Consider the following 25,318-nt stretch of genomic DNA (forward strand, 5'->3'; position numbering starts at 1 on the left):
ACGGCTTGGAAGTTGGCATCGACAGTTTTGCGGCAATTATGCCGGGCACCGCGGATGAGACACTGTCGCCTGCCGGCCGGATCGCCAATCTCATTGAAGAAATCGAAACGGCCGACCGGGCTGGGCTCGACGTATTCGGCATCGGCGAGCACCATCGGCCCGAGTTTCTCGATTCAGCGCCAGCCGTTATCCTAAGCGCCGCCGCAACGCGAACCAAAACCATCCGGCTGACGAGCGCCGTCACGGTCTTAAGCGCGGCCGATCCGGTGCGTGTTTTTCAAGAGTTCGCAACGCTCGATCTGATTTCAAAAGGCCGCGCCGAGCTGGTCGTTGGCCGGGGTTCGTTCGGCGAAGCCTATCCCTTATTCGGGTTGCGCTTCGACGATTACGATGCGTTGTTCGTCGAGAAGCTCGAACTGCTGCTGCAGATACGCGCCAACACGCAAGTGCATTGGTCGGGAAAATTCCGCCCCGAACTTACCGGACAGGGCATCTATCCGAGGCCATATCAATCCGAACTTCCCGTGTGGCTGGGTGTCGGCGGCACGAGGCAATCCTTCGTTCGTGCCGGTCTCCTCGGGTTGCCCTTGATGGTTGCAATAATCGGCGGCGAATTTCGCCGTTTCCGCCCGCTTGTCGATCTCTATCGCGAGGCGTGGCGCCGCGCCGGTCATCCAGAAGAGCGCCAAAGAGTGGGAGTTCATGCTCTCGGTTTCGTCGCCAAGAGTTCGGCCGAGGCAAGAGACACATTCTTTCCCGGGTGGTCACACATGTTCACCCGAATCGGACGCGAGCGAGGATGGCCGCCGGTCACGCGCGCTCAGTTTGATGCCATGTGCGGTCCCGGCGGCGCATTCCTGGTTGGCGATCCAGAAACAGTTGCGCAGAAGATGATCGAAGCGAGCGCCGATCTCGGCGGCGTGTCGCGATTCACGTTCCAGATGAGCTCCGCGTCAACGGAAAACCAAGCGATGTTGAAATCGATAGAGCTTCTCGGAACTGAGGCTGCTCCTATCGCGCGCGAAGGCCTCAGTACTGCTTCCCGATGATATCCTGAAGCGATTGTGGCAACCACGGTTCGCTTTTGGGCGGCTTCTCCGCTTGAAGAACAGGCTCCTCTGGCGGCGGTGGATTACCCAGGAAAAAGAGCAGCGGAGGAAGTGCAGGCTTCTCCTGCTCGACGATCACTGTTTCGACAACAACCGGCGCCGGCCGATTGATCCGGGGAGCACGCCGGGAATAGGCAAGGACCCTGCTTTTCCGGCTTTCAGCGGGACGCTTGGTCTGGACGAGAGGACCGACGGCCGGATCATCGTTCTGAGCAGCAATGCCGCCGAACCCTTCCGGAAAGCTCGCAAACTCGACATTCGTCTTGAACGACGCCTGCGGGCTGTCGGGCAAATCGGCGATTGCGTAATCCTGACTGTTGAACGGCAGACTCCAGCGTCTTTCGTCCATCACGATCGCGGGCAACGCGGTGCTGCTTGCTTGCGTCGCAGTTTCCGCCGCCGTCTCGGGGGCCGCCGGCGAAGGAGTGTCCGAACCAGCGTAAGCGGCCGGCGGTGCTTCGGTCGTCGCTGCCTCAGCTGTTACCGCGGAGAAGTCTTCGCGGTTCGGGTGAAAAGAGACGGTCTGCAACGCCAACTGTTGCCGCAAGCCCTCGGCAAAGCTCAGGCGATCTTCCAATATGAAATTGGGTGGCTCGATTTTCGCCGTACGAGGCAATCGGTTTGGCGCGAATGCGAATGCGAGCGGAACCAATAGAAAAATAAGCGCGACCCGCGCGGCGAGCTCCGCATTTTTTGGGCGCCACCGCTCGAACGAAAGTCCGGCGAAGCGTTGGCTTAGATGATCTCTCCAAGCGTCGACACTCCAACCGTCGAAGATTTTGGCAAAGGTCGAGCCAGCTGTGACGGGCGCCGGGGCAACATCGGCTGGTGGATCAGCTTGTGCATCATCGGTAGAGGCGCTGAGAAAAACAGGAAAGTCGCGCTGCTCGGTATGGAATTCGCTGGATTCCGCCGGTCGCGCAAAGCGCAGCTCGCGAAGCCGCCGTACGGTGTCGCTGCCATTGTCTTTATGACCGTCGGCCGCCACGTGGTGAGTTTCCTGATTAAAGAAATGCTCGATTGGGCTGTAAATTAGCAAAAAATGCGATGTGCTTCTGAAAGCAATAGACCGCGAAATAAATCGTTGCAGAGGTATTACTCAGCAGGGTTGACGGATTCTTGCCAACGTTCAGTGTACAGCGTATAATTTATTTTAAAGGCCGATCTTGTCCGTCTGACGGCCGTTCAGCGAAGCCATTCTCGCATATCAGAAGTTGAAACCGGTGACGGGCCGGCGGATCGAGTGTCCACAGGTGGCATCAAAATATGGTTGACCGCAGAGGTTGTTGTCTGCGACAAGCGCTATGAACGAATGAAGAATTGTTCGTATCTGCGGTTGAATAGCCGCTGACCTGAAAGCGGGTGAACATGTTTCACCCGTTGTTCGGAAGATTTTCTCCCTAGCCAAATATGAACGTGACGGAATCGTCTGCCCGCCGGCAGACAGAAAACCGCGGTCTGTGCTCACCAAACATCGCAAGCTGATAGCGAGTGGATTGTCCTATTTCACAATCTGAGCAAACCCGCGTTCTTGTCCTCGAAGCATCGCGGACCGAGCGGAATTACTGGTCCGACCTTTGGCATTATCGCGAGCTGTTTGCCATCCTTGCCTGGCGCGACGTCGCGGTGCGCTACAAACAGACGGTCATGGGTGTCGCCTGGGCAATCGTCCGGCCGCTGGTGACGATGATCATCTTCACAATCGTGTTCGGCAAGCTCGCGAAACTTCCGAGCGACGGGGATGTGCCGTATCCCATCCTCGTGTTCGCCGGCATGCTTCCGTGGTTCCTGTTTTCGAGCATTCTGAGCGAAGCTTCGAACAGCCTCATAAGCAACGCCAGCCTGATCAGTAAGGTCTATTTCCCGCGCCTGATCGTGCCGGTGTCCGCAGGTGTCGTCGCGCTCGTCGATTTCATGATCAACCTCGCAATCCTTTTTGGCTTGATGGCGTGGTATGAGTTTGTACCGGGCTGGCACATTGTGTTTCTTCCCGCGTTTATTGCGTTTGCCGTCGTGGCGAGCCTTGGACCGGCGCTCTTCATCACAGCGCTGAACGTCAAATACCGTGACGTCCGGTATGCGATCCCCTTTGCGATCCAGTTTGGCCTCTACGTTTCGCCAGTGGGCTTCTCGAGCGAGATCATCCCCGCGGATATGCGGTTCCTTTACAGTCTCAACCCGGTCGTCGGCGTTATTGATGGATTTCGTTGGAGCCTTCTCGGAGGCGAGAGCCAGCTCTACATCCCGGGTTTTTTGGCGAGCCTCGGCGTTACGGCTTTTATGATGTGGTACGGGCTCAGATACTTTCGCGGCGCCGAACGTGCATTCGCGGATCTCGTGTAAGGCTTCGTTCCGTTGAGGAGAGACGTCGTCATACGCGCCGAACACCTCGGCAAGCGTTACGTCATCGGACACCACGCCCCGCGCGAGCGTTACAGCTCGCTGCGTGATGTGGTGGCGCGCACGACAACGCGATTTTTGCGCACGGCAGTTGACGTTGCGCGGGGCCGTCAGCTCATTTCAGGTGATGAAATAGAGGAATTCTGGGCGCTGAAGGATGTCTCGTTCGAGCTCAAGCGCGGCGATGTCGTCGGGGTCATCGGCCGCAACGGAGCGGGAAAATCGACGCTTCTGAAGGTGCTGTCACGCATTACAGCACCGACGAGCGGCAGGGTTGAAATCAAGGGGCGCATCGCGAGCCTGCTGGAAGTCGGCACAGGCTTTCATCCCGAACTGACCGGGCGAGAAAACATCTTCCTCAATGGCGCCATCCTCGGCATGAGGCGCGCCGAGATCGAACGAAAGTTCGATGAAATCGTAGCGTTCGCGGAAGTCGAGAAATTCCTCGACACGCCGGTGAAGCGCTACTCCAGTGGCATGTATGTGCGCTTGGCTTTCGCTGTCGCGGCCCACCTGGAGCCGGAAATTCTCGTTGTCGATGAAGTGCTGGCGGTTGGCGACGCCGAATTTCAGAGGAAATGTCTCGGCAAGATGAAGGATGTCGCGGGACAAGGGAGAACAGTCATCTTCGTCAGCCACAACCTCGCAGCAGTCAAAGCTCTGTGTACCCGAAGCATTCTCCTCAGAACCGGCCGTGTCGAATGCGACAGTTCAGTCGATGCTGTCATCAAGCGATACGTCAGTGCGAGTGATGCTGCTCATTCGATTTCGTTTGATGAGAATAAAGGGCGGCCCGCGATCTCGGCGATCGAGGTGAGTAGCGAGGCGCTCGTCGCACGCGACTTGATCGTCGACATCCATTTTGTGTCGCCCCGGCCGCTGCACACCGCAGTCGGCGGCCTTGTGCTGCGAGCCGATACCGGCGAGCCCGTCTGGGGCTCCAACAGCCGGTTTCATCCAAGCGTAAAGATCGTCAAAGGCCTCACGCACGGAGTTCTGCGATGCGAAGCACGCCGATTACCAATTCGCTCCGGCCGGTATTCCCTGTCGGCATGGCTCGGCGATTGGCACGAGGACTATGACGCCAGGATCGATGTTTTGAGTTTCGTCATCGGAGAGGAAGACGCGCACGTCCTACGCCCGCCGGTATCCGCAGTGGGTCACCTTGATTGGCCAGCGGAATGGGGCACGGCCGAAGCGGCGTCCGTGCTTCCCGCTGCTTGAGCCGTGAGAATTTTCCCACCATCATATCCCGTCGAGATCCTCCCATGAGAGACATTCCATACAACCACCAGAACAACCTGCATTCGCTTTCCGGCGCGAGGCATGCGCTGGCGTATCTTCTATCCGTGAACGAATTCTCGAGCCTTCTGGATGTTGGTGCAGGGGTTGGAAACTGGCTGCGTGCCGCGCGCGAGATGGGCATCGATGATGTGCTAGGTATCGACGGCGTTGCGGCGAATTTGGCAGATCTTCATGTCGAAGCCAGTCGCATCAGGGTCTTTGACTTACGCGAACCGGTGTGGCTTGGAAGACGTTTCGACGTCGTGCTTTGTCTCGAAGTTGCGGAGCATCTTCACGAGGAATGGGCGGCTACGCTGGTGCGGACTCTCTGCACGCACGGAGAGGTTATATTCTTCTCCGCTGCAGCACCGGGCCAGCACGGTGAGCATCATGTGAATTGCCGTTGGCCGACATACTGGCAAGCCCTATTCAACGAGCGTGGCTTCGCGTGCCGGGACGATGTGCGTCCTATGATCTGGAACGACAGCATGATCGAGCCTTGGTACCGGCAGAATATCTTTTCCGCGCGCTTCGATCCCGGATACGCAGGCAAGGAGCCGCGCATCCAGCACCTCATTCATCCCGAAATGACATCACATATGGATTTTCCCGACTCGCCCATCGCGAAGCGGCATCTGGATCTCTCTCAAGGCAAGTATCACCCGTCTCATTATTTGCGCCTGCTCAACCGATCCGTAGGCAAACGCTTCGGAATGCGGCTGCCAATTCGCTGATGTACGAGGGCCGCATCGCCTGATAGGAACCGAAGTGTCGAACGGCATCTCCGTCGTTATTTGCGCGCACAATAGCGCGGAGCGTATTCCGCCAACGATCCAGGCGCTCGCGCGATGCAAAGCGGAATTTCCGGTCGAGATCATTCTCGTCGACAATAATTCGAGCGACGACACGGAGGCGCGTGCGAAGGCCGCCTGGAACGATTGCGGAAACGTCCGCTTCGCTTTCACAATCATCAGGGAATCGCAGGCCGGCTTGTCGTACGCGCGCCGCGCTGGAACGCGTGCCGCGTCGTTTGACGTCATACTGTTCTGTGACGACGATAATTGGCTCGCCGAAGACTACCTGATCAACGCTGTGAGGATCATGCAGGATCCCACAATCGGGGCGGCAGGCGGCTGCTCGACTCCGGCGAACCCGGATGGCCTGCCGCCCTGGTTTTATACCTTCTCCTGGGGATTCGCAGTCGGCGTTCCGATATCGAGAATTGCGCATCTGCCCGATGAACCGGAAACGGAAAGACAGGTTGATGCCCTTTGGGGTGCCGGCCTCGTCACGCGGCGAGATCTCATCGCGTATCTATACACGCTACCAGGGTTTCCCGTGCTGAGCGGGCGGAAAGGCGAGAAGCTGCTGTCGGGAGAAGATATTGAGATATCCGCTTGTGTGGCCTGCGCCGGATACAAATTGATTTTCAGCGAAAGACTGCGGTTCAAGCATGCCATCGCGCCGTCGCGGCTGACGACAGCTTATGCGAAACGCCTTTTCGCAAGCTTCGAAGAGGGGTTTGCAGTCACCGGTCAATACACGAAGATCATCGCGGCTTTCGAAGCTCCGTCGCGCGCGGCGGCTGTTGGCTGTGCTCGTATAGCCAAGCACGTTCTGCTTCTCAGACTGACACGAGAAACGTTTCTGTCGCTGCTCGCGGCGCTGCGCTTGCCCGGATTGATGACAAGCGATCAGAGGCAAATCTATCGAACGGTGCAGAGCGTTCGTGCGCATGGTTCCGTGCAGCACAAGCCCGTGCGGTCGGCACTGCGAAACGTAGCGTCCGAAAACCCGGCTTAGCGCCGCGTAGATCCGGGGTAACGTTGAACGTCCTCGCCATCGAACGGCCGTCTATCTCCGGCGTTCAGACATGTCTTCACTTGGTCGGAGCTTCGAGCGTCACGGGTGGCGGAGGCTCGAATACGTTCGTGCGCGCGCTGGCGAGGCGCCAGGCCAATCTCGGTTGGAAGCCGATCGTTGTCCTCAATCAAGCGAACGGAGATTGTGCGGCCCCGTCACTTCCTATCGTGCCGCCTGAGCGAAATACCTCAACGCTGGACATGCGCGTGCTGCCGCCAGTTCTGGGGACGGACCGAAAAGCTTATTATGCGCGCCGCCCGAACGCCGCGCCTGGAGTGCGCGAATTATTTGCCGAGACAATGCCCGCCGTCGTGCACTTCCATACCCTCGGTCTCGCGGCCGGCATGTTGCACCTCGAGGCCGCGAAGGCGATCGGAGCTCGAACAATCGTAACCTACCACACCGGAGGCATTTCCTGCCCGCAAACCGCGTTGCTCGAGAACGGGTTCTCGCCCTGCGACGGACGCCTTGAGATTGCTCGCTGCACGCGCTGCCGTCTGGCAAATCGCGGCATGCCGGTGAAACTTGCAGAGCTTCTCGCGCGAATCGAAGTCGGAGAGGGCAGTGGGGGCGACGAGTCCATCATCGGTCGCCTCATCTCATCGCGTTCGATGACAAAAGCTTTTATCGCTTCGTTTCAATCGGCGATCGAGTTGATAGATGTCTTCCACATCCAGTCACGGTGGATCGCTGACGTCCTTCGCCGGAACGGCGTGCCCGACGATAAAATGGCGTTCGTCGAGATGGGAGTCTCGCAAGAGCCTGTCGCGGCCGGTGACCACATTTGCGAAGCATTCAATGATGCGCGGCCTTTGCGGTTGGTGTTCGCGGGGCGATGCAGCGACGTCAAGGGAGTAGAGACGATTCTCGGCGCCTTGAAACAAATTGATAAACAGGCGCCAGTATCTATCTCACTGCTTGGATCGGGCTGGGACTCTGATTACGGAAGGCGCCTGTTCGGGCCATTTACGGGAGACAAAAGACTGCTCGCGCCGCGGGTTGTTGCTGCGGAGCAAATGCTCCACGAGCTCGTTACGCATGACGCCTGCCTGGTGCCGTCGGTGTGCCTGGAGACGGGGCCGCTAGCCGTCTATGAGGCTATGGCCGCGGGACTTCCGGTGATCGGCAGTCGCCTGGGCGGCATATCGGAGCGAATTCGCGACACAGTCGATGGGTTGTTATTCTCGCCCGGAAACGCAACGGAGCTAGCGAAGACAATTGAGTACGTTCTCGCCGCACCGGGCGAGCTCCGTAAGCTCCGCCGCAATATTCGCCCGCAACGTACCTTCGATGATATGGCGCGGGAGCTCGATGCGATTTATCGGGGTCGCAACTAAAAAGCCGGGCGTATTCCCGGCGTTGCCGCGGAACCACGCCGTGGCGGAAGGGTTTGCAGATCGATTGAGGCGGGCCGGATTCACCAGATCGGATCCGCGTACTCGAAAGGATCTAAGCACCTATGTCGCGTGTCGTTGGCATCGACCATATTTCCGTCCGCGTGAGCGATTTCTCGAAATCGAAGGCCTTCTACAGCGGGCTCTTTGAATTTCTCGAATTCGAAGTATTGGACGAATACGACGACTCGATTGGCTGGACGAACGGGAAAACACGATATTGGATTTCCCAAGCCGACGCCGTAGGACGAAAGCACAAGCACAGAACCGGCGACGTAGGGCTGCACCACTACGCGTTCCAGCTGCGCAACAGAAAGGACGTCGACGATCTCCAAACATACTTGAAGAAGCATGACGTCACGATCGTGGATCCTGCCGATGAGTATTACGACGATTACTATGCAGTTTTCTTTCTCGACCCCGATGGCATCAAGCTCGAGGGCATGAAATACGGCGAAAAGCACGAAAAAGCCGAGACGAAACATGGGAGTAATGCAGCGGCCAAGAAATGAAGCCGCTACGTCTGTTCGCTATTGCAGCGGGTTAGGGAACCATCCAGGATAGAATGGCGTTTGACGGTTTGGTCTCAGCGGTCTGCGCGCGGCGGCGCGGGTTAGAAATCCAGAGAATTTCGTTTGGAACATCCTGCGGCCGGTAAGGCTCCCCCGAACCAAGGCAACGTCTCGTTTTCGCAATCTGATGGCGAGACTAGTGCGCCCGTCAGCGAAGCGCTGGAAGCTCGTCTGTTCGAGACGCGGCAACACTCTCTTCGCCTCGCCGAACCGCTGTCGGCTGAAGATATGGTGGTGCAAGCGTCCGACGATGTTAGTCCCACCAAATGGCATTTGGCGCATGTAACTTGGTTTTTCGAGAATTTCGTTTTAAGGCCGCACTTGGCCGATTACCAGGTCTTCGACGACAACTTCAATTACTGCTTTAACTCTTATTACGAAACGCTAGGGCCGCGCCATCCGCGTCCCAAGCGCGGGATGCTGACGCGGCCAACGTCGGAGAGAGTCTTCGCTTATCGTGAGTACGTCGACGATGGTCTTCGCCGTCTTCTCGCGCGAGAAGATATCGATCGTGATGAAGTCAACCGGCTCGTTGAAATCGGCATCAACCACGAGCAGCAACATCAAGAACTGCTGCTCACCGATATTCTTGCGCTCTTTTCATCTAATCCGTTGCGCCCCGCCTATCAGGCGCAACCCGTGGGGCTCGATACCGCCGAACCAACACCGCTGAGCTGGACACAATTCACGGGCGGTATCGTAGGAATAGGTCATTCCGGCGAAGGCTATTCATGGGACAACGAGCTGCCGTCGCACGACGCATTGGTGCAGCCGTTCAAGCTCGCGAATAGGTTGGTGACCAACGCCGAATGGCTCGCATTCATGGAAGACGGCGGCTACGCGACGCCAACGTTGTGGCTGGCGGACGGCTGGTCGGCAATCAATCGCGAGGGTTGGGAAAGCCCGCTCTATTGGGAGAGAACAGACGGCGGCTGGTCACAGATGTCGCTCCAGGGGTTGCTTCCCGTCGTGCGCGCCGAGCCCGTTACGCACATCTCCTATTACGAGGCTGATGCGTTCGCGCGGTGGGCCGGCAAACGTTTGCCGACGGAATTCGAATGGGAAGTCGCGGCCAACTCGACATCCAAGCACACGGCGAAATCGCCCGACGTGCTGCGACCACAAAGAAGCGATGCCTCGCAGGGTGCCGGGCCGAAGCAGCTATTTGGCCAGGTCTGGCAATGGACGGCAAGCGCATATCTTCCCTATCCGGGGTATCGGCCGCCGGCGGGTGCGATAGGCGAATACAACGGAAAATTCATGGTTGGACAGCATGTCCTGCGCGGGTCGTCGTGTGCCACGCCGTCCGGTCATTCGCGCGCGACGTATCGCAACTTCTTTTATCCCCATCAGCGCTGGCAGTTCCTCGGCTTGCGCCTCGCGGCGGAGGGTGAGTAATGCGTCACATGCCAACGCTTGAAAGGTTGCCGGCGAGCGATACGGCGATCTCTGACGATTTCGGGCTGAGCGTCATCGAAGGATTGTCGCGAACGCCGAAAACACTTCCGTGCCGCTATTTTTATGACGCGCGCGGTAGCAGCCTGTTTGAGGAAATCACGCAGCTTCCTGAATATTACCCGACGCGGACCGAGATCGGAATCCTCGAAGCATGTGCCTCGGAGATCGTTGCGGGATTTTCTACCGGCGACGTACTTCTCGAATTTGGTTCAGGCTCGAGCATCAAGACCGAGATCCTCCTCGATCGCGTCGCTGATCGGGTCGTCTATGTTCCGCTCGATGTTTCCGAGGCGGCGTTGGCTGACGCCGCCGCTCGACTGGTGGATCGCTATCCCGCACTGGAAATCCGGCCGATCGTTGCCGATTTTTCGAAGCTGGTGACGCTGCCAGAGGAGTTTGCGAATTCGCGCATAACGGGATTTTTTCCGGGATCGACCATAGGAAACCTGTCGCCAAAGGAAGCGGTAGGCCTGCTGTCGAACTTCAGGAAAGTTCTGGGACAGAGCGGACGGCTGATCATCGGCGTCGATTTGAAGAAAGATCCGAGCGTCCTTATTCGCGCCTACAACGACGCGGCCGGTGTCACCGCCGACTTCAATTTGAACCTGCTCGTGCGCATCAATCGCGAACTCGGCGGCACGTTCGATCCGGAAGCGTTCCGCCATAAGGCTCTCTATAATCCTCGTGCAGGCCGCATCGAAATGCATCTCGTGACGGATTGCGCGCAGGACATCATCGCTTGCGGCCGTCCGTTTCATTTCGCGCCCGGCGAAAGCATCCATACTGAGAATTCATATAAGTATACGGTTCGGGAGTTCCGTGATCTTGCCGAGAGCGCCGGCTGGAAGGCCAATCGCGTTTGGACCGACGCGGAGAAGCAATTCAGCGTTCACGAGCTGATTTGACGACAGTTCAGCGCGCCGCGTGTGGACTATTTCCCTGTTTTTGCCGAATTCTGCACGCGTCAGCACCCTCCGGCGGACGACTAATACGCCGCGCGTCAGCGTCCGGTTCCCTGCGTCGTGGAACTTAATGACGCGTCAAGGCATTGACGAAGGCTTATCGGGAACAGCTCACCTCACGGAGGATCACATGCTTGCCCCAGAATCGATTCTTGCCTGGATAGTTATCGGTGCAATCGCGGGTTGGCTCGCGGGTCTTCTCGTCAAGGGGTATGGCTTCGGATTGATCGGCAATATCATCGTCGGCATTCTCGGCGCCGGTGTCGCCGGCATTCTCGCGCAAAGCATGGGGCTTTATACGGAATCGACAGCCGGGAACATCGTAGCCGCCGTTGTCGGATCGCTGATCCTTCTCTTCGTTGTGGGACTGGTGCGACGCGCATAAGATCAATCGAGGCGTGAATGAAAGGCGTGCGGCCGATTTTTCGGCCGCACGTTTTTTTATTCTGACTTATCTTTGGAAGCTTCGAAACACTCAGTGCTTATCCACAACGACGTTTTGGCAAAGCAGGAACTGACATGACGACCATGCCGTTTTTTTCAGGAACGGAAAAAGGAAAGCCGCCATGACGCCGAACCTCTTGCCGCTTGAAATTATTCTCGCCCTGCAGTCGATAGCGGGTGCAATTATTTGCTGGATCCTGGTCTTCGGGTCGAAGGACGGATGATATCGCGACGGGTATCGCCTCTGTGCGCCTGCTCGACATCGTGCAAGCGGTTGAGCCGCTCGAGGATCGGCCGAGACGTCATCCAATCCATATCTTCTTGCAGGACTTCCTTCAGAGGTTCGGTCACGCGATCTTTGAAGATCTCGATCCAGTGCTTCTGACGCTCGTCAGCGAGCACGAACTCTGACCGCTTTCGCGGAAGACGCCGGTTACTCAAATTACTCAAACTCACGGTCATACTCACTGGGATGTTCCAAACGGCTGCAAATTTTCAACCGGCCAGACGAAATAGCCATTCGCGGTAACTCCGCGAAGTATCGGTTCCGGGTCTACTCCGAAGGGCGTCACTTCCTGTATGCCCAATGGGAATTCACCTCTGAAATTCCATCGGCAAATTGTGGGATGCGGTAAGTTTCGCCCCTCGCGATCCAGCGTCACGGCGATCAGTGTGCGAGCCGAATTGACGAATAAATACGCCTTCCGGGCGTCGTCCTGTTCGCACTCACTCATAATGGTTAAATCCTCAGGGTGTCGCATCGGCTCCTTCGGCCGGGACTACGCGAAATAGGCTGCAGCCTCACGGCCCACCCCCAAGGGCAACAAAGGATCATGGAATTGGTTCCACGCGGACGCTGAAACGGGTCAGCGCGGATATTTGCTGACGAGCGAAGATCGCTATCTCAAGCCATACGAGATCGCCATCGGGGATATCGGGCAACGCCTCAAAGATGTTCGGGCGGCCTTTTACGGGAATTAGCGGAGACCATTAGCGCGTCCAAAGCAGGCAAGCCGTCTGAAGCTCTGGATTTCGTCAAGAGCGAACGTGGCAAGGATCTGATGGATCGCATCCGCGTCTTGATCGGCGAGGCATTCCAGCGCGTATTCGATATGCGGCGCATCATGCGGCAATGATCGAATTGCCAGCCCGTTATATCGTCCTCAGGCACAATTGCGCATGGAGCAACAATATTGCGTATACGGAGCAGCTTGGTTTAATTCATGGCGCAAACCATTCACGGGAACTGATCTGGCGCCACGCCGTTTAGCGTTACGCGCGTGGGAGAACGGCAATCGAACTGGCACCTGCAGGAAAGGGTGAGGGCCTCACACAGAGTTCGATACTCGTTGTGGAGGATGAGATCCTTATTCGCCTGCACTTGGCAGAGGAATTGCGGGCCGCTGGATATGTGGTCGTCGAAGCAACCGACAGCCGTGAAGCGATGACTGTGTTGACGAGCCGTGATGATATTGGGCTCGTGCTGACGGATATACGCATGCCGGGAAACTTTGACGGCGTGGCTCTTGGCCGTTGGATCCGCACCAAATTTCCGGAAGTCAAAATCGTACTCGTCTCTGCAGAGTTATATGCCGAAAATTTCATGGAGTTCGACGGCGGCTTCACGAAGCCGGTTCGCGTCAATGAACTGGTGCGTCGCGTGCGGCAATTGCTACCTCAAGCGGAACACGGCGATTCGCGCAGTCGTTAAAGATGCGTGAAACCTGATGCCAAAAACCCAAGCCTCGCAACGGTATTGATCGTGGATGATGCCGTGCTGGTCCGGATGCCGATCGCGACTTACCTGCGCGATTGCGGTTACCGGGTAATTGAAGCCGCGAGCAGCGATGAGGCGCTGCTCGTTCTGCAACACCATTCGTCGGTTGACGTTCTGTTCAGCGACGTCGACGTGCCTGGCGCCATCGACGCGTTTGGTCTTTCTCAATGGGCTCGGAAAAACCGTCCGGAGATAAAAGTCGTTTTGGCAGGTTCTCCGAAAACCGCTGCGAAGGCGGCGGGCAAGCTCTGCGAAGAGGGGCCCCATCTTGCAAAGCCGTACGAACCCGACGCGGTCGAAGATTACATTCGCCGGCTGTTAGCCCTTCAAAGCGTCGGCGAGCCCAGCTAGCGGTACGCATGAGTGGCCCCAAATCCGCCCGCCGTCATTTTCACGAATTTCGGTCTCCCGATGGATGACGTCGTGGCACAGCTTGATCAATCGCCTCACGATGGTGGATGAGCGTACCGTCGCGCCTTGCGGACAATCGGGTATGCGCAGTAAATGCAATTATCCATGGGCTAACGCGGCGAATCTCACATGACATTTTTCACCGCCTATTTCGAAGCAATCGACATCATCGCGATCCTTGCGTGCGTTGCGCTGGTCCTTGCGGCGTTTGTCCGGCGCGAAAACATTTGGCTGGGCGTCCTCGCCGTTGTCGTTATCCTATGGGCCGTAACAAGAATATTCCACATCGTCTAAACGGCCTTTTCTGCGAATTCAGTGGAAGCATCGCAGTGCGGCGAGCTGCGATCTGGACTTTGCTTGCTCGAAGATGCAACTCGACAAAGGCTTTTGACGGCGATCGCATATTTCGAGGAGCCGCATCGAAAGAATGTTGAAGGCCGTGCGAGCCGTAAGAAAATTTCTTTGATCGCACGAAACGTCTTGCTCCACATTCGGGGCGCGCGCGATGACGCCCGAAGCCTCCGCATCCGCAACAAGCTCTTCCAGGCTTTTGCTTGGGGATGACGCGCCGAAGGATCGCCCGCGCTAGATGCCGGGAAGAGCGCGCCAAGGCCGCAAGAAGTCACTTGCCTGCTTTGATGAGAGCGATCGGATGCTATAACTTTTTTCCATCGGCCACCGCTGGGGCGGGCGCTTCTTGTTCCGCCTTCCAGCCGATCATCGTCAGAACCAAACTGCACTAGAGGATATCGCTTGGACTCGATCAACACCCGCATCGCCAAAGAGCTTAACGTTCAGGTTAGCCAAGTAACGGCCGCCGTCGAACTCCTCGGCGATGGCGCGACTGTGCCGTTCATCGCACGTTATCGCAAAGAGAAGACCGGCGGCCTCGATGATACGCAGTTGCGCAAGCTCGAAGAGCGCCTTGGATACCTGACCGAACTCGAAGGCCGGCGCGCTGCGGTGCTCAAGAGCATGACCGAACAAGGCAAGCTCACGCCGGAACTCGAACGAGCACTCCGCGCGGCCGATACCAAGGTCGAACTGGAAGACCTCTACGCACCGTTCAAACCCAAGCGGCGAACAAAAGCTCAAATCGCGCGCGAAGCCGGACTTGAACCTCTGGCCGGCGCGCTGATCGCCAATCCGTCGCTCGATCCATCGAGAGAGGCAGAAAAGTTCGTCGCTGCCGATAAGGGCGTGAGCGATGCCAAGACGGCGCTGGATGGCGCGCGTTTCATTCTCATCGAGCGGATGACTGAGAACGCCAAGCTCGTCGGCGATTTGCGCCAGTGGCTTTGGTCGACAGGGCTTGTCACGTCGAAAGTGCTGAAAGGCAAAGAAACCGAAGGGGCCAAATTTTCCGATTACTTCGATTTTCGTCAGGCGGCCCGCCAAATCCCGTCGCATCGCGCCTTGGCACTTTTGCGTGGCCGCAACGAAGGATTTCTCGACCTCGATCTCGATGTCGAATTGGAGCCGGGACAGCCGCATCCCGCCGAAGCAAAAATCATGACGGCGTTCAACATTGCCGAGCGTAATCGCGCAGCCGACAAATGGCTGATCGAAACGGCCAAGCTCGCCTGGAAAACCCGATTGCATGGCTCGCTTGCCGCCGATCTTTTGGCGCGCATAAAGGAAGACTCCGACACTGCCGCCATCGGCGTTTTCAAAACGAACCTCAAGGATCTCTTGCTGGCGGCGCCCGGTGGAGCGCGCGTGACGATGGGGCTTGATCCCGGCATACGCACCGGCGTCAAGGTCGCCGTCGTCGATCAGACCGGCAAGGTTCTCGAGACCACAACCGTCTATCCCCACGAGCCGCGCAACGATTGGAACGGCGCACTGGCTACTCTGGCCGCGCTCAGCATGAAACATAAGGTCGATATCATCGCCATCGGCAATGGAACCGCGAGCCGTGAAACGGACAAGCTTGCCGGCGACTTGATGAAGAAAATGCCAGACCTCAAGCTCACGAAAGTGATGGTCTCGGAAGCGGGCGCGTCCGTCTATTCCGCATCCGAGATCGGTGCACAAGAGTTTCCGAACCTCGATGTTTCTCTGCGCGGCGCCGTGTCGATCGCACGCCGTTTGCAGGATCCGTTGGCGGAACTCGTGAAAATCGAACCGAAAGCCATCGGCGTTGGCCAATATCAGCACGACGTCAACCAGACCGAGCTTGCGCGTTCACTCGATGCCGTGGTCGAGGATTGCGTGAACTCCGTTGGTGTCGATATCAATATGGCGTCGGCGCCGCTGTTGGCGCGCGTTGCCGGACTGAACGCAACGATCGCAAGCAATATCGTCTTGCACCGGAACGAGAACGGCGCCTTCAAGAGACGTACGGAAATCAAAAAAGTCGCGCGCCTCGGGCCGAAAGCCTACGAGCAGGCGGCTGGCTTCTTGCGCATCGCGAATGGTGCCAACCCGCTCGATGCTTCCGCGGTTCACCCGGAGGCTTACGAGGTTGTCGAGCGCATCGCAAAAGAGATGAAGCGGCCGATCAAGGCGATGATTGGCGACAGCGCCTTTCTGAAGTCTCTGAACCCCAAGCAGTTCGCCGACGAGCGCTTCGGTACGCCGACCGTTGTGGACATTCTGGCCGAGCTCGAAAAACCCGGCCGCGATCCCCGTCCCGAGTTCAAGACCGCCGAGTTCAAGGAGGGCGTCGAGAAAATCGCGGATTTGCGACCAGGCATGATGCTCGAGGGTGTGGTGACGAATGTGACGGCGTTCGGCGCCTTCGTCGATGTTGGCGTGCATCAAGACGGGCTGGTCCACATATCGGAACTCGCCGACAAGTTCGTGAAGGATCCGCGCGAGGTGGTCAAAGCAGGCGACGTGGTGAAGGTTCGCGTGAAAGACGTCGACGTCGACCGCAAGCGCGTGGCGCTCACGATGAAGTCCGGAGCAATCGAGACTCACTCGCCCCCGCGCGATCCCCGTTCCGATGTCCGTCGCTCAAACACACCAGTGTCGAGCACGAAAGTTCCCGAGGGAGAATCGGCACTCGCCGCAGCTCTCCGCCGCGCACGCGAATCTGGAAAGAGCTGAGGAGATCGCGCAGCATCCCTTCCGCGGTTGAGGCCTTCAGCCCTGGCCTAATTCGAACTTCTTGTAGTGCTCGAGAATGAATGCCTCGAAGGCCTTGGCCGCCGGTTTGAGCCGCTCGATCGGCGGTGTCGTGACGTAATAGGGATGCGCCATTGGAACGGTTTGGTTCGTCAATCGAACCAAACGGCCTTCTCTGAGATCGGTGCCGATCGTCAGCATATCCCCCATGGCGATCCCGGCTCCCGCGCGGGCGGCCTGGATCGTCAGGTGAGCGCCATCGAAATATATGCCTCTCATCAGGCTTGGGATGGCGACACCGCAGCTGATGAACCAGCGAGTCCACGTATCGGTGTTGTGCTCGTGGATGATGGTGTAATCAAGCAGATCCTTCGGCCGCACATTCTTCTGATGCGCGATGGAGAGCCGCGGACTGCAGACCGGAAAAAAATCGGACTGCCCGAGCAGCGTCACGCGCCGTCCCGCCTGCTCCGCGCTACCGTATGAAATCGCAATATCCGGATGCTCGATTGGGCTCGGTTGATGCCAGGGGTTCGTCATCATCCTTATCTTGACCCGCGGAAACATGAGGATGAACTCGCCAATGAGTTCCGCCAGCCAATTCGCGCCGAGACCCGGCACGCTCACGATAACAAGATTGCCCTCGAACTCTTGGCCTCTGAACTCTGCGATGGCGCCGGAGATGCGATCAAATCCGGCTTGAACCGCCTCCAGAAGGCGGTCGCCTGCGTCGGTGAGCTTCATCGGGCGCGTCGTGCGATCGAAGAGAACGACCCCAAGTTGGTCTTCAAGGCCTCTGATGTGATGACTGATCGCTGCGTGCGTTACGCCAAGTTCGTCGGCGGCCAAAGTGAGGCTCTTGAATTGCGCAGCGGCCTCGAAAGCTCGGAAAGCGTGGAGGGGCAGTCGCGATCTCTTCATCTGCCTATTCTCCGGGCATCGACGAAATGTGCCTGCATAGTTTCCCTGCAGATGGCCCATTGTAAATTCAGTTTACACAGGACGGATATTTTTCTCAATTGCAGCAAGTTCATTTGCATTTAGCCTGGGCGTGAAGAAACGCCGATGGGACGGGACAATGCCAGCAGACGGTCAGTTGAATGAGACGTTGACGAAAGAGCAGGGGGCCAACAGCGGCGACGCGCAACTCCAGTGGGGCATCACTGCGCAAACCGGCGTTCTCACCGATGTCCTGCTCGGAAAACCCGACTATTTCGAATGGACCAAGCTCAACGCGATTTCAGATGTGGCCCAGGAAAACCAGGAGCGCATGGGCTACGTCTTCGACAAGCAGAAGGCCATGCGTCAGCACCGTCAGATGGTCGACATCTACGAGGCCAATGGCGTCCGCTGTCACTTCGTTGAAGCCGACGAGGGCCTGAAGGCGAGCGTATTTACCCGCGATTCAAGCTTCATGACGCCATGGGGCGCCGTCGTCGCAAGCATCCAGACGCCGCCGCGCCGCCGGGACTATGCCGTGGTCTCCGAATTCTATCGCAACGCCGGCGTTCCAATTTGGAAATGGGTCACGGCCGGTCACTTCGAAGGCGGCGATTTCGTCATCCTGAAGCCGGGCGTCGCTCTTCTTGGATACTCCGGTAGCCGCTCGACCAAGGAAGGCGCTGAGCAGGTCGCGGGCTGGATAAGAGATAAAGGATGGGAAGTCTTCGTCGTGCCGATCCCGCACCAGTTCGTGCATATGGATGCCGTTGTCGTAATGCTCGAGAAAGGCCTCGCGCTGATCTGCGAAGACGCACTACCGGCATACGCCCTCGACTTCATCAAATCGAAGCACGGGATCAAATCCATCCGCGTCGAATACGCTGACTGCGTCCAGCTCGGCGGCAATCTCGTCAGCTTGGGCAACAAGCGCGTGCTCTCGATGGCACATAATCTCAACGTCAATGCGCGCCTGAAGGACGAAGGCTTCGAGGTGTTCGCGGTCGACTATGACATGTTCGCGCTCGGCGGTGGCGGCGTCCACTGTTCGTGCCACGAGCTGAGACGGCTACCGGAATGAGGACGGCGCAAACAAGCACGCAAGTCTAACGCAAGGATCTTCGAAAATCTTTTTGACGAGGGGGGACGGATGAAGTCGGATACTGCAAAGCCTGATGGTGTAACGCGCGTTCTGCAATACGTCTCTCTCGATCGCCGCCAGTTGCTGAAAGGCGCTGCTGGTCTTGGGCTTGTGGGAGCGGCAGGGTTGCGTAGCGGCACGGCATCCGCCGCGACCGCGCTCAAGTACCTCGGTTGGGAAGGCTACGATTCGTTTCTGGCTGCAGGCGATTTCGGCAAGTCCGATGGTTTGACCTTGCAAAAGACGTTCATATCGAGCGCCGACGAGGTCATCGCAAAGCTGCGGCTCGGATCGTCACAACTCGACATCTGTACGCCCTACTTCATTCACGATGGCTTTCTCGCCGAGCAGGGAATGCTGGAGCCGATCGATCTCGCCAAGATTCCGAACTTTTCGAAGATCAACGCCACGATCCTCCGCTACTGCGAGCCGAACATGAAGGTGAAGGACCATTGGTACGCGGTGCCGATGACCTATGGCTCGATCTGCATGCTCTACAACGCCGATCTCGCGGCCACGCCGACGTCGTGGACGGACATGCTTAAGCCTGAATACAAAGGAAAATGTGCGATCACCGCAGACTACGTCGGCAACATCTTTGCCTGGGCGCGCGTCGCGGGCATCGAGCAGCCGAACCGGATGACGAAAGCCGAGCTGACAAAGGTCACCGATCTGCTGATCGATCTCAAGCGCAATCACTTGCGCACGATAGCGCCAAGTTATGGCGATCTGGTTCAGCTTCTGTCGAGCAAGGAAGTGGTCATCAGTCAGGGTTGGGAGCCCGTACCGACCTGGGTCGGCGAAGCCGCGAAGATCAAGGTCGCCTATCCCAAGGAAAAGAGCATGGGCTTCATCGAGGGGTATGCCATCGGCAAGGGCGCCGCTCACGTCGATGAGGCGCATCGCTTCATCAACAATGCTCTATCGAAGGACGGACAGCTCGCCGGTGCGACCGCGAACTCGATGCCGGTTGTAACCGATGAAGCCATGCAGGCGACGGACGCGGCGAACAAAGCCATTTACGACTACGACCATCTTGACGACTATCTGGCCCAAAAGACGATGATTGTTCCGATGTATCCGCTCGAGAGCAACGGCGACTTGGCTATCTGGGACAATTATCAGGAAGCATGGGAGAAGGTGCTCAAGAGTTGATGTTGTCCGCAAGTGAGCACACGCCGCTATTGCGACTAACTGGAATTTCCAAGTCCTTCGGCACCCAAGCGGCGCTTCATCCGCTCGATCTGTCGGTCGCTCGCGGAGATTTCGTGGCGCTGCTTGGGCCTTCAGGTTGCGGCAAGACCACACTTCTTCGCGTCATCGGCGGCTTTCTTCGTTCCGACCAGGGAAGGGTCGAGATCAACGGCGCGGATGTGACGGACCTGGGTCCCGAGCAACGGCCAACGAATATGGTGTTTCAAGGATACGGGCTCTTTCCCCACATGACTGTGCGGCAGAATGTTGCCTATGGCCTGAAGATCGCGCGCACTCCGGCTGAGAAGCTGAGCCAGGCCGTGGGCGAGATACTCGAAATGATGCACATTTCTGGGCTCTCCGACCGTCTGCCGCGCGCGCTTTCCGGCGGTCAGCAACAGCGCGTCGCGCTGGCGCGCGCACTCGTCATGAAGCCGAGCGTTCTTCTGCTGGACGAGCCGCTGGCCGCACTCGATCTACAACTCCGCAAGTCCATGCAAATCGAATTGCGGAATCTTCATCGCGAGATCGGCGGCACCTTCATCTGCGTGACGCATGACCAGGGTGAGGCGATTGCGCTGGCCAACCGCGTCGCCGTGATGAACGCGGGGCGGATCGTTCAAGAGGGAACACCGGAAGACATCTATCAGCGCCCCTCGAACGCCTTCGTTGCGGGCTTCGTCGGCGAAAGCAACATCCTTTCACTAACGCGGCAATCCGGAAGCTGCCTCTTGGCGGGCAATATCATTCCATCGTCCGGGCCCGATGGCACAGTCGCGATGATGATCAGACCCGATGACATAAGCTTGGTTGAGGTCAAGCCGGCGGCCGACATCTCGCTATACGGACAACTCACCGACGCCGTCTTCATGGGCGACCATGTGAAGCTGATCGTTGCGGCCGAGACGGGCGATATGCTCACGGTGCATCGGTCTCGTCAGGCATGGCACAGCGACCCGATCGAAAGTGGCAAGCGAATATTTGCGTCTTGGTCGCGCGATGCCTGCCACATTCTGGAACAGTCATGAGCAGCATACGGTCGCGAGATGTGGCAGCCGTTGCTCCGTCCTTCCTTGTCTGGACGGGATTTTTCTTCGCGCCGATCCTCTATCTCTTGGTCGTGAGCTTCTGGAGAGTTCGCCAGTACAAACTCGTGACCGATGCGAGTTTCGACAATTATCTTCTCGCAGCCGGCGAATATCGCCATGCTATCGTTTTCACCTTGGTTCTCGCTGCGCTTGTTGGTGTCGTGACGACGGTTTTCGCGTTCGCGATGGCCTACATGATCCGCTTTCACGCAGGCCGCTTCGGAAACGTCCTGCTGTTTATCGCGTTGACCACCCTGTTTGGCGGTTATCTTGTCAAAATCTACGCGTGGAAGGGGCTGCTGGGTTCAACCGGCATCATCAATCAGGCATTGCTTGCAGCCGGGCTCATCTCCGAGCCGATCTCGTGGTTTCTCTATAGCCCTTTCGCGGTCGTCATAACGCTCGTGCACTTCCTGCTGCCCTACGCACTCCTGCCGATCAATGCAGCGCTTCGGGGCGTCGACGATGCGCCGATAGAAGCAGCGCGCGATCTCGGCGCGCGCCCTTCGAGAATTTTGATCGACGTGATCCTGCCCCAGTGTGAGCGGGGCATTCTAACCGCGTTCGCGCTCGCGTTTTTCGTCAGCGCCGGGGATTACGTCACGCCGCAACTGGTCGGCGGAACGGATACGTTCATGATCGGAAACTTCATTCAAAGCCAGTTCGTCAACCGCATGAACGCGCCAGTCGGCGCAGCCCTCGCGTTTGCCACGCTTCTAATGACGTTGTTCGTCGTAGCGCTGGTCTCGCTGCTTTACCGCCGCATATTGAAGGCGTGCGCGACATGACCCTGCGCACTGCCTGTTGGTGGACATTTGGGATCTTATCGGCGGCTTTTCTCGTCGCGCCGCTCGCGTTGGTTGTCGCGTTCTCGTTCGGTGAGAACCCGCACGCGACGCTACCCTTCGGAAATCCCACGCTGCAATGGTATCGCGAGCTCTTTGCGGGAGACGACTTCCTGGCCGCGCTTCGCAACAGCGCGATCGTAACGTCCTGCGTGGGTATGTTGTCGGCGGTACTCGGAACAGCGGCCGCCTTCGGCTTTACCGCCATCGATCGGAAGGTGTCGCGATTGGGCGTCCAATTGATCTCGCTTCCCGTGATGCTGCCGCCGCTCGTGCTTGCCTTGGCGCTCGCCACGGCGTTTTCTGCGACCCGCATCCCCTTAGGGCTCGGCACCGTCATCCCGAGTCACCTCATCTTCACCCAGCCGTTCGTTCTCCTGATCATCTACGCGCGCCTGACCTCGTTCGACCGCTCCCTCATCGACAGCGCCCGCGATCTTGGAGCCTCGTCGCTGCAGATTTTCTGCACGATAACGCTGCCGCTGATCGCCCCGAGCCTCATCGGCGCGACGCTTCTCGCGATGGCAATCTCGCTCGACGATTTCGTCATCACGTTCTTCACGATCGGCGGCGGGATGACGCTACCCACCTTGATCTGGGGAATGCTGCGAACGCACCTGGACCCGACAATCAACGCGCTCGGCACGCTGGTGCTCGTCCTGACGCTTGGGCTCAGCGTCATTGCGTTCAAACTCACGCGCTACAGAGGCTGACGAATGGTCAAATTCGCCTTCGAAGGAAAGTCAGTCCTGATCACCGGAGCAAGCCAGGGCATTGGTTTGGCAGTCGCTGAAGCATTCGCAGACGCTGGCGCGGACATTTGCATACTCGCAGAGAACGACGGCATTCACCGCGCAGGTGCAGATCTCGAGAAGCGCTTCGGGCGGCCGGTCCGGGCACTCCAATGCGATATCTCCGATCAGGAGCAGGTGCGAACGTCGCTCGCCGGTATCGAACGCTTTGACGTCGTCATCAACAACGCCGGATATCAGCCGGCGACGCCAATTTCGGCGGCCAATGACAAAGTCGATGCCGAATTCCGCAAAGTTATCGATGTGAACGTCATGGGCACCTACTACGTCACGCGCGAAGCGCTTCCGCGTATTCCCCGAGGTGGCTCCATCATCATTACTGCTTCAATATGGGGTCGAACGGGCGCTGCGGGATATTCTGGCTATGCCGCCTCGAAGCACGCCGTTGTGGGTTTCATGCGATCACTCGCCATGGAGCTCGGCCGCGAAGGCATCATTGTCAACGCCGTTTGCCCAGGCTTGGTTGAGACGGAAGGCGCGATGTGGACCATCCGAGACGAGGCGGCAGTAACCGGCGCCTCGGTAGAAGCAGTGATTGAAAGCCATCTGCGCGGTCAGCCGATACCGGGCGTCATGCCGACAACGACAATTGCGCCGATGTACCTTTTTCTGGCTTCGGAGGCGGCCGCGGATATCACCGGCCAATGCTTCGGCGTCGATCGTGGCAGTTTCATTGGTTGATGGGGGAGAGACGCTTTGGACCGGTTGAGCGGTAAGGTCGCAATCGTAACGGGTGCGGCGGCAGGAATAGGCCTCGCGACGGCAAAAGTCTTCGCGCGCGAGGGCGCCTCGGTGATGATGACCGATTGTGATACGGTCTCGGGAGAGGCCGCCGCGAGGGAACTGGCGCGTTTCGGCACCGTCCATTTTGAACAGCACGACGTTGCGAGCGAAGCCAATTGGCGCCTGATCATCAATGCGACGATGCAGCGTTTCGGACCGCCGAATATTCTGGTGAACAACGCCGGCATCCAGCTTACGCGAGGATTGGAGGAGACGACGCTCGACGACTGGCGCCGGGTGTTCAGCGTCAATGCCGAGGGCACCTTCATCGGAACCCGCGTTGCAGTCGAGAGCATGAAGGATCGCGGCGGCTCGATCATCAACGTGTGCTCGACGTACTCGATGGTCGCGGACGGATTGAACGCCGCCTATTGCGCGTCCAAAGCAGCATCGCGGCATTTCACGAAGGCTGCAGCTCTCTACTGCGCCGATAGGAAATACAATATTCGTGTCAACGCGGTTCATCCGGGTGTGGTGATGACTCCGATGCTGGAGCGCGAGATCGCCGCGGTGACGGCAGATCGCGGCTTGCCGGATACCAGCGCCGTCGAAAGCGAATGGGGCCGCATTTGTCCGCTGGGAATCGGCGAAGCCAGCGACATCGCGGATGGCATTCTCTATCTCGCTTCGGATGAATCGAAGTACGTGACAGGCAGCGATCTCGTAATCGACGGCGGCCACATTATTCGCTAGCCGCGCGCGCTACCTCCGCCGCCCATCCGGCGTCGCTTCAAGATAGACACGTCCCTACAGGCGTGGAAACTCGCTCTCCGGCAGACCTTCCTCGTAGTAGGGAAGCCGAATGCGACGGGGCTGATAGCTGCCTTCTTCAGTGACTTTCCTGACGTGGGCAGCAATCTCGTCCAGCCGCGCAAACCAGACGTTGCCGCGCGCCTGCATAGTCTCCACCATCCGCGCAATGCCATCGAGACGCGCAGGACGGCCGCTGACCCATGGATGCCAAACGCCGACCCAAAGTCCGCCGTAGCGATACGCCGCTTCGAAATCGGCCATGTAGACCGCACACGCTTCGTCCGGTGACCGTATCGTCATCTGATAGCCGAAGTCCGTCGCGTGGACGTATTGCGGCCAATCGTCGAGCGACCAATGAGATGGAATCTCCACGAACGAGCCGCCGGCGGCATCCACAAGATGAGGCACATCGTCGGTCATCAGCGAGGCGTCATATTCGAAACCATGCCGGACGAGCATCTCCGCCGTGTAGCGTGAGAAATTATAAATGGGCGCGCGAAACCCGCGCGGCTTCTGCCCCGTGATGCTGACCATGGTCTCCAGCGCTCGTACGAAGAACGCCTCCTGCTCCTCGCGCGGCAGCTGATTGTAGTTCTCGTGGATGTAGCCGTGATGGCCGATTTCGTGACCGTCCGCGAGGATCTGCTCGACGAGATGCGGATAGGTCTTCATGCACCACGCCGGATAGAAGAAGGTCTGCTTCAATCCGAGATCGCGATAAAGGCGCAGGATACGAGGCACGGCAATTTCGTCGTAACGCATCCAGGAAGTGGTCGCCACGAGATCGGGAACGCGATTGCGATGTTCTAGGTGCAGCGGGCTTTCGGAGTCGATATCGAACGTCAGGGCGACCGCGCATCGAGCCCCATTCGGCCAGGGAACCGGGTTCTCGATCATGGTGATGCGTTGCCCGCCAATTTTCCGGTATCCATCGAACTATTCCCCCCGGGTGTCGTGAGCTCGTGCCGAGATTTGTGACCCTAGCGTCCCCGCGATACGAGCGTCTATCCTAACTCG

General features: G+C 58.2%; 25 protein-coding genes and 1 pseudogene. 22 read left to right on the forward strand and 4 right to left on the reverse strand.

Features of this window, described 5'->3' with window-relative positions:
• Nucleotides 1-5 precede the first annotated feature (5 nt).
• Nucleotides 6-1,049: an LLM class flavin-dependent oxidoreductase gene (locus K2Q04_RS01255; RefSeq protein WP_291158154.1), complete on the forward strand. Its 1,044-nt coding sequence runs from the start codon at nt 6-8 to the stop codon at nt 1,047-1,049.
• On the opposite strand, the gene K2Q04_RS01260 is transcribed toward K2Q04_RS01255, so the two are convergent.
• Nucleotides 1,030-2,097, reverse strand: a complete 1,068-nt coding sequence (locus tag K2Q04_RS01260; RefSeq protein ID WP_291158157.1) for a hypothetical protein — start codon at nt 2,095-2,097, stop codon at nt 1,030-1,032. The genes K2Q04_RS01255 and K2Q04_RS01260 overlap by 20 nt on opposite strands.
• Nucleotides 2,098-2,600: 503 nt before the next feature.
• On the opposite strand from K2Q04_RS01260, the gene K2Q04_RS01265 reads away from it, so the two are divergent.
• From K2Q04_RS01265 to K2Q04_RS01305, 9 genes are all read left to right on the forward strand, one after another.
• The gene (locus tag K2Q04_RS01265; protein WP_291158161.1) at nt 2,601-3,452 is read left to right on the forward strand and encodes an ABC transporter permease; all 852 of its coding nucleotides are present in this window, start codon (nt 2,601-2,603) and stop codon (nt 3,450-3,452) included.
• A gap of 12 nt (nt 3,453-3,464) precedes the next feature.
• The gene (locus K2Q04_RS01270; RefSeq protein ID WP_291158167.1) at nt 3,465-4,733 is read left to right on the forward strand and encodes an ABC transporter ATP-binding protein; all 1,269 of its coding nucleotides are present in this window, start codon (nt 3,465-3,467) and stop codon (nt 4,731-4,733) included.
• Between the two features lie 44 nt (nt 4,734-4,777).
• Nucleotides 4,778-5,527 (forward strand): methyltransferase domain-containing protein, encoded by a 750-nt coding sequence (locus K2Q04_RS01275; RefSeq protein WP_291158172.1) that lies wholly within the window; start codon nt 4,778-4,780, stop codon nt 5,525-5,527.
• 34 nt (nt 5,528-5,561) lie between these two features.
• Nucleotides 5,562-6,596, forward strand: coding sequence for a glycosyltransferase (locus K2Q04_RS01280; RefSeq protein ID WP_291158175.1), 1,035 nt, complete (start codon nt 5,562-5,564; stop codon nt 6,594-6,596).
• Between the two features lie 23 nt (nt 6,597-6,619).
• Nucleotides 6,620-7,993 carry a glycosyltransferase gene (locus K2Q04_RS01285; protein WP_291158178.1) on the forward strand — a complete coding sequence of 458 codons (1,374 nt, stop codon included), beginning with the start codon at nt 6,620-6,622 and terminating at the stop codon, nt 7,991-7,993.
• Nucleotides 7,994-8,115: 122 nt separating this feature from the next.
• Nucleotides 8,116-8,562, forward strand: coding sequence for a VOC family protein (locus K2Q04_RS01290; protein WP_291158181.1), 447 nt, complete (start codon nt 8,116-8,118; stop codon nt 8,560-8,562).
• Between the two features lie 219 nt (nt 8,563-8,781).
• Complete coding sequence (gene egtB, locus K2Q04_RS01295; protein WP_291159092.1) at nt 8,782-10,020, forward strand: ergothioneine biosynthesis protein EgtB; 1,239 nt, start codon at nt 8,782-8,784, stop codon at nt 10,018-10,020.
• On the forward strand, nt 10,020-10,985 hold the full coding sequence (gene egtD / locus K2Q04_RS01300; RefSeq protein WP_291158183.1) for an L-histidine N(alpha)-methyltransferase: 966 nt from the start codon (nt 10,020-10,022) through the stop codon (nt 10,983-10,985). The genes egtB and egtD overlap by 1 nt, the downstream gene beginning before the upstream one ends.
• Before the next feature lie 187 nt (nt 10,986-11,172).
• Nucleotides 11,173-11,427: a GlsB/YeaQ/YmgE family stress response membrane protein gene (locus tag K2Q04_RS01305; RefSeq protein ID WP_291158186.1), complete on the forward strand. Its 255-nt coding sequence runs from the start codon at nt 11,173-11,175 to the stop codon at nt 11,425-11,427.
• A gap of 242 nt (nt 11,428-11,669) precedes the next feature.
• On the opposite strand, the gene K2Q04_RS01310 is transcribed toward K2Q04_RS01305, so the two are convergent.
• Entirely contained in the window at nt 11,670-11,954 is a 285-nt protein-coding gene (locus K2Q04_RS01310; protein WP_291158188.1) for a hypothetical protein, read from the reverse strand.
• 393 nt (nt 11,955-12,347) lie between these two features.
• Here K2Q04_RS01310 and K2Q04_RS22140 point away from each other — a divergent pair.
• The 5 genes and pseudogenes from K2Q04_RS22140 to K2Q04_RS01330 all read left to right on the forward strand — a co-directional run.
• Nucleotides 12,348-12,467, forward strand: a pseudogene (locus tag K2Q04_RS22140) (CHASE3 domain-containing protein); the annotation flags it as partial.
• Between the two features lie 370 nt (nt 12,468-12,837).
• Complete coding sequence (locus K2Q04_RS01315; protein ID WP_291158191.1) at nt 12,838-13,197, forward strand: response regulator; 360 nt, start codon at nt 12,838-12,840, stop codon at nt 13,195-13,197.
• 6 nt (nt 13,198-13,203) lie between these two features.
• Entirely contained in the window at nt 13,204-13,614 is a 411-nt protein-coding gene (locus K2Q04_RS01320; RefSeq protein WP_291158192.1) for a response regulator, read from the forward strand.
• A gap of 189 nt (nt 13,615-13,803) precedes the next feature.
• The gene (locus K2Q04_RS01325; protein ID WP_291158195.1) at nt 13,804-13,968 is read left to right on the forward strand and encodes a hypothetical protein; all 165 of its coding nucleotides are present in this window, start codon (nt 13,804-13,806) and stop codon (nt 13,966-13,968) included.
• A 459-nt stretch (nt 13,969-14,427) separates the two neighbouring features.
• Nucleotides 14,428-16,728, forward strand: a complete 2,301-nt coding sequence (locus K2Q04_RS01330; RefSeq protein WP_291158198.1) for a Tex family protein — start codon at nt 14,428-14,430, stop codon at nt 16,726-16,728.
• Between the two features lie 36 nt (nt 16,729-16,764).
• On the opposite strand, the gene K2Q04_RS01335 is transcribed toward K2Q04_RS01330, so the two are convergent.
• The gene (locus K2Q04_RS01335; protein ID WP_291158200.1) at nt 16,765-17,667 is read right to left on the reverse strand and encodes a LysR substrate-binding domain-containing protein; all 903 of its coding nucleotides are present in this window, start codon (nt 17,665-17,667) and stop codon (nt 16,765-16,767) included.
• Between the two features lie 157 nt (nt 17,668-17,824).
• On the opposite strand from K2Q04_RS01335, the gene K2Q04_RS01340 reads away from it, so the two are divergent.
• The 7 genes from K2Q04_RS01340 to K2Q04_RS01370 all read left to right on the forward strand — a co-directional run bounded on the left by K2Q04_RS01340 (nt 17,825) and on the right by K2Q04_RS01370 (nt 24,241).
• Nucleotides 17,825-18,766, forward strand: a complete 942-nt coding sequence (locus K2Q04_RS01340) for a dimethylarginine dimethylaminohydrolase family protein (RefSeq protein ID WP_291158202.1) — start codon at nt 17,825-17,827, stop codon at nt 18,764-18,766.
• A gap of 69 nt (nt 18,767-18,835) precedes the next feature.
• A complete protein-coding gene (locus K2Q04_RS01345; RefSeq protein ID WP_291158205.1) occupies nt 18,836-19,981 on the forward strand; it encodes an extracellular solute-binding protein in 1,146 nt (381 codons plus the stop codon).
• Nucleotides 19,981-21,048, forward strand: a complete 1,068-nt coding sequence (locus K2Q04_RS01350; RefSeq protein ID WP_291158207.1) for an ABC transporter ATP-binding protein — start codon at nt 19,981-19,983, stop codon at nt 21,046-21,048. Before K2Q04_RS01345 ends, K2Q04_RS01350 begins: the two co-directional genes overlap by 1 nt.
• Nucleotides 21,045-21,896, forward strand: a complete 852-nt coding sequence (locus K2Q04_RS01355) for an ABC transporter permease (protein ID WP_291158210.1) — start codon at nt 21,045-21,047, stop codon at nt 21,894-21,896. The genes K2Q04_RS01350 and K2Q04_RS01355 overlap by 4 nt, the downstream gene beginning before the upstream one ends.
• Nucleotides 21,893-22,666, forward strand: a complete 774-nt coding sequence (locus K2Q04_RS01360; protein ID WP_291158213.1) for an ABC transporter permease — start codon at nt 21,893-21,895, stop codon at nt 22,664-22,666. The genes K2Q04_RS01355 and K2Q04_RS01360 overlap by 4 nt, the downstream gene beginning before the upstream one ends.
• A gap of 3 nt (nt 22,667-22,669) precedes the next feature.
• On the forward strand, nt 22,670-23,446 hold the full coding sequence (locus tag K2Q04_RS01365; RefSeq protein WP_291158216.1) for an SDR family NAD(P)-dependent oxidoreductase: 777 nt from the start codon (nt 22,670-22,672) through the stop codon (nt 23,444-23,446).
• A gap of 15 nt (nt 23,447-23,461) precedes the next feature.
• The gene (locus K2Q04_RS01370) at nt 23,462-24,241 is read left to right on the forward strand and encodes a glucose 1-dehydrogenase (RefSeq protein ID WP_291158218.1); all 780 of its coding nucleotides are present in this window, start codon (nt 23,462-23,464) and stop codon (nt 24,239-24,241) included.
• A 54-nt stretch (nt 24,242-24,295) separates the two neighbouring features.
• Here the strand turns inward: K2Q04_RS01370 and K2Q04_RS01375 are convergent, their stop codons facing one another.
• Nucleotides 24,296-25,198 carry a polysaccharide deacetylase gene (locus tag K2Q04_RS01375; RefSeq protein ID WP_291158220.1) on the reverse strand — a complete coding sequence of 301 codons (903 nt, stop codon included), beginning with the start codon at nt 25,196-25,198 and terminating at the stop codon, nt 24,296-24,298.
• Nucleotides 25,199-25,318: the final 120 nt, after the last annotated feature.

The organism is Hyphomicrobium sp. (assembly GCF_019753045.1).
Lineage (GTDB): Bacteria > Pseudomonadota > Alphaproteobacteria > Rhizobiales > Hyphomicrobiaceae > Hyphomicrobium_B.

Excerpts from the sequence above, each read along its gene's own strand:
- K2Q04_RS01290 (WP_291158181.1), top strand. The coding sequence starts at position 8,116 with ATGTCGCGTGTCGTTGGCATCGACCATATTTCCGTCCGCGTGAGCGAT.
- K2Q04_RS01335 (WP_291158200.1), bottom strand. The coding sequence starts at position 17,667 with ATGAAGAGATCGCGACTGCCCCTCCACGCTTTCCGAGCTTTCGAGGCC.
- egtD (WP_291158183.1), top strand. The coding sequence starts at position 10,020 with ATGCGTCACATGCCAACGCTTGAAAGGTTGCCGGCGAGCGATACGGCG.
- K2Q04_RS01345 (WP_291158205.1), top strand. The coding sequence starts at position 18,836 with ATGAAGTCGGATACTGCAAAGCCTGATGGTGTAACGCGCGTTCTGCAA.
- K2Q04_RS01275 (WP_291158172.1), top strand. The coding sequence starts at position 4,778 with ATGAGAGACATTCCATACAACCACCAGAACAACCTGCATTCGCTTTCC.
- K2Q04_RS01355 (WP_291158210.1), top strand. The coding sequence starts at position 21,045 with ATGAGCAGCATACGGTCGCGAGATGTGGCAGCCGTTGCTCCGTCCTTC.
- K2Q04_RS01340 (WP_291158202.1), top strand. The coding sequence starts at position 17,825 with ATGCCAGCAGACGGTCAGTTGAATGAGACGTTGACGAAAGAGCAGGGG.
- K2Q04_RS01360 (WP_291158213.1), top strand. The coding sequence starts at position 21,893 with ATGACCCTGCGCACTGCCTGTTGGTGGACATTTGGGATCTTATCGGCG.
- K2Q04_RS01365 (WP_291158216.1), top strand. The coding sequence starts at position 22,670 with ATGGTCAAATTCGCCTTCGAAGGAAAGTCAGTCCTGATCACCGGAGCA.
- K2Q04_RS01325 (WP_291158195.1), top strand. The coding sequence starts at position 13,804 with ATGACATTTTTCACCGCCTATTTCGAAGCAATCGACATCATCGCGATC.
- K2Q04_RS01375 (WP_291158220.1), bottom strand. The coding sequence starts at position 25,198 with ATGATCGAGAACCCGGTTCCCTGGCCGAATGGGGCTCGATGCGCGGTC.
- K2Q04_RS01350 (WP_291158207.1), top strand. The coding sequence starts at position 19,981 with ATGTTGTCCGCAAGTGAGCACACGCCGCTATTGCGACTAACTGGAATT.
- K2Q04_RS01305 (WP_291158186.1), top strand. The coding sequence starts at position 11,173 with ATGCTTGCCCCAGAATCGATTCTTGCCTGGATAGTTATCGGTGCAATC.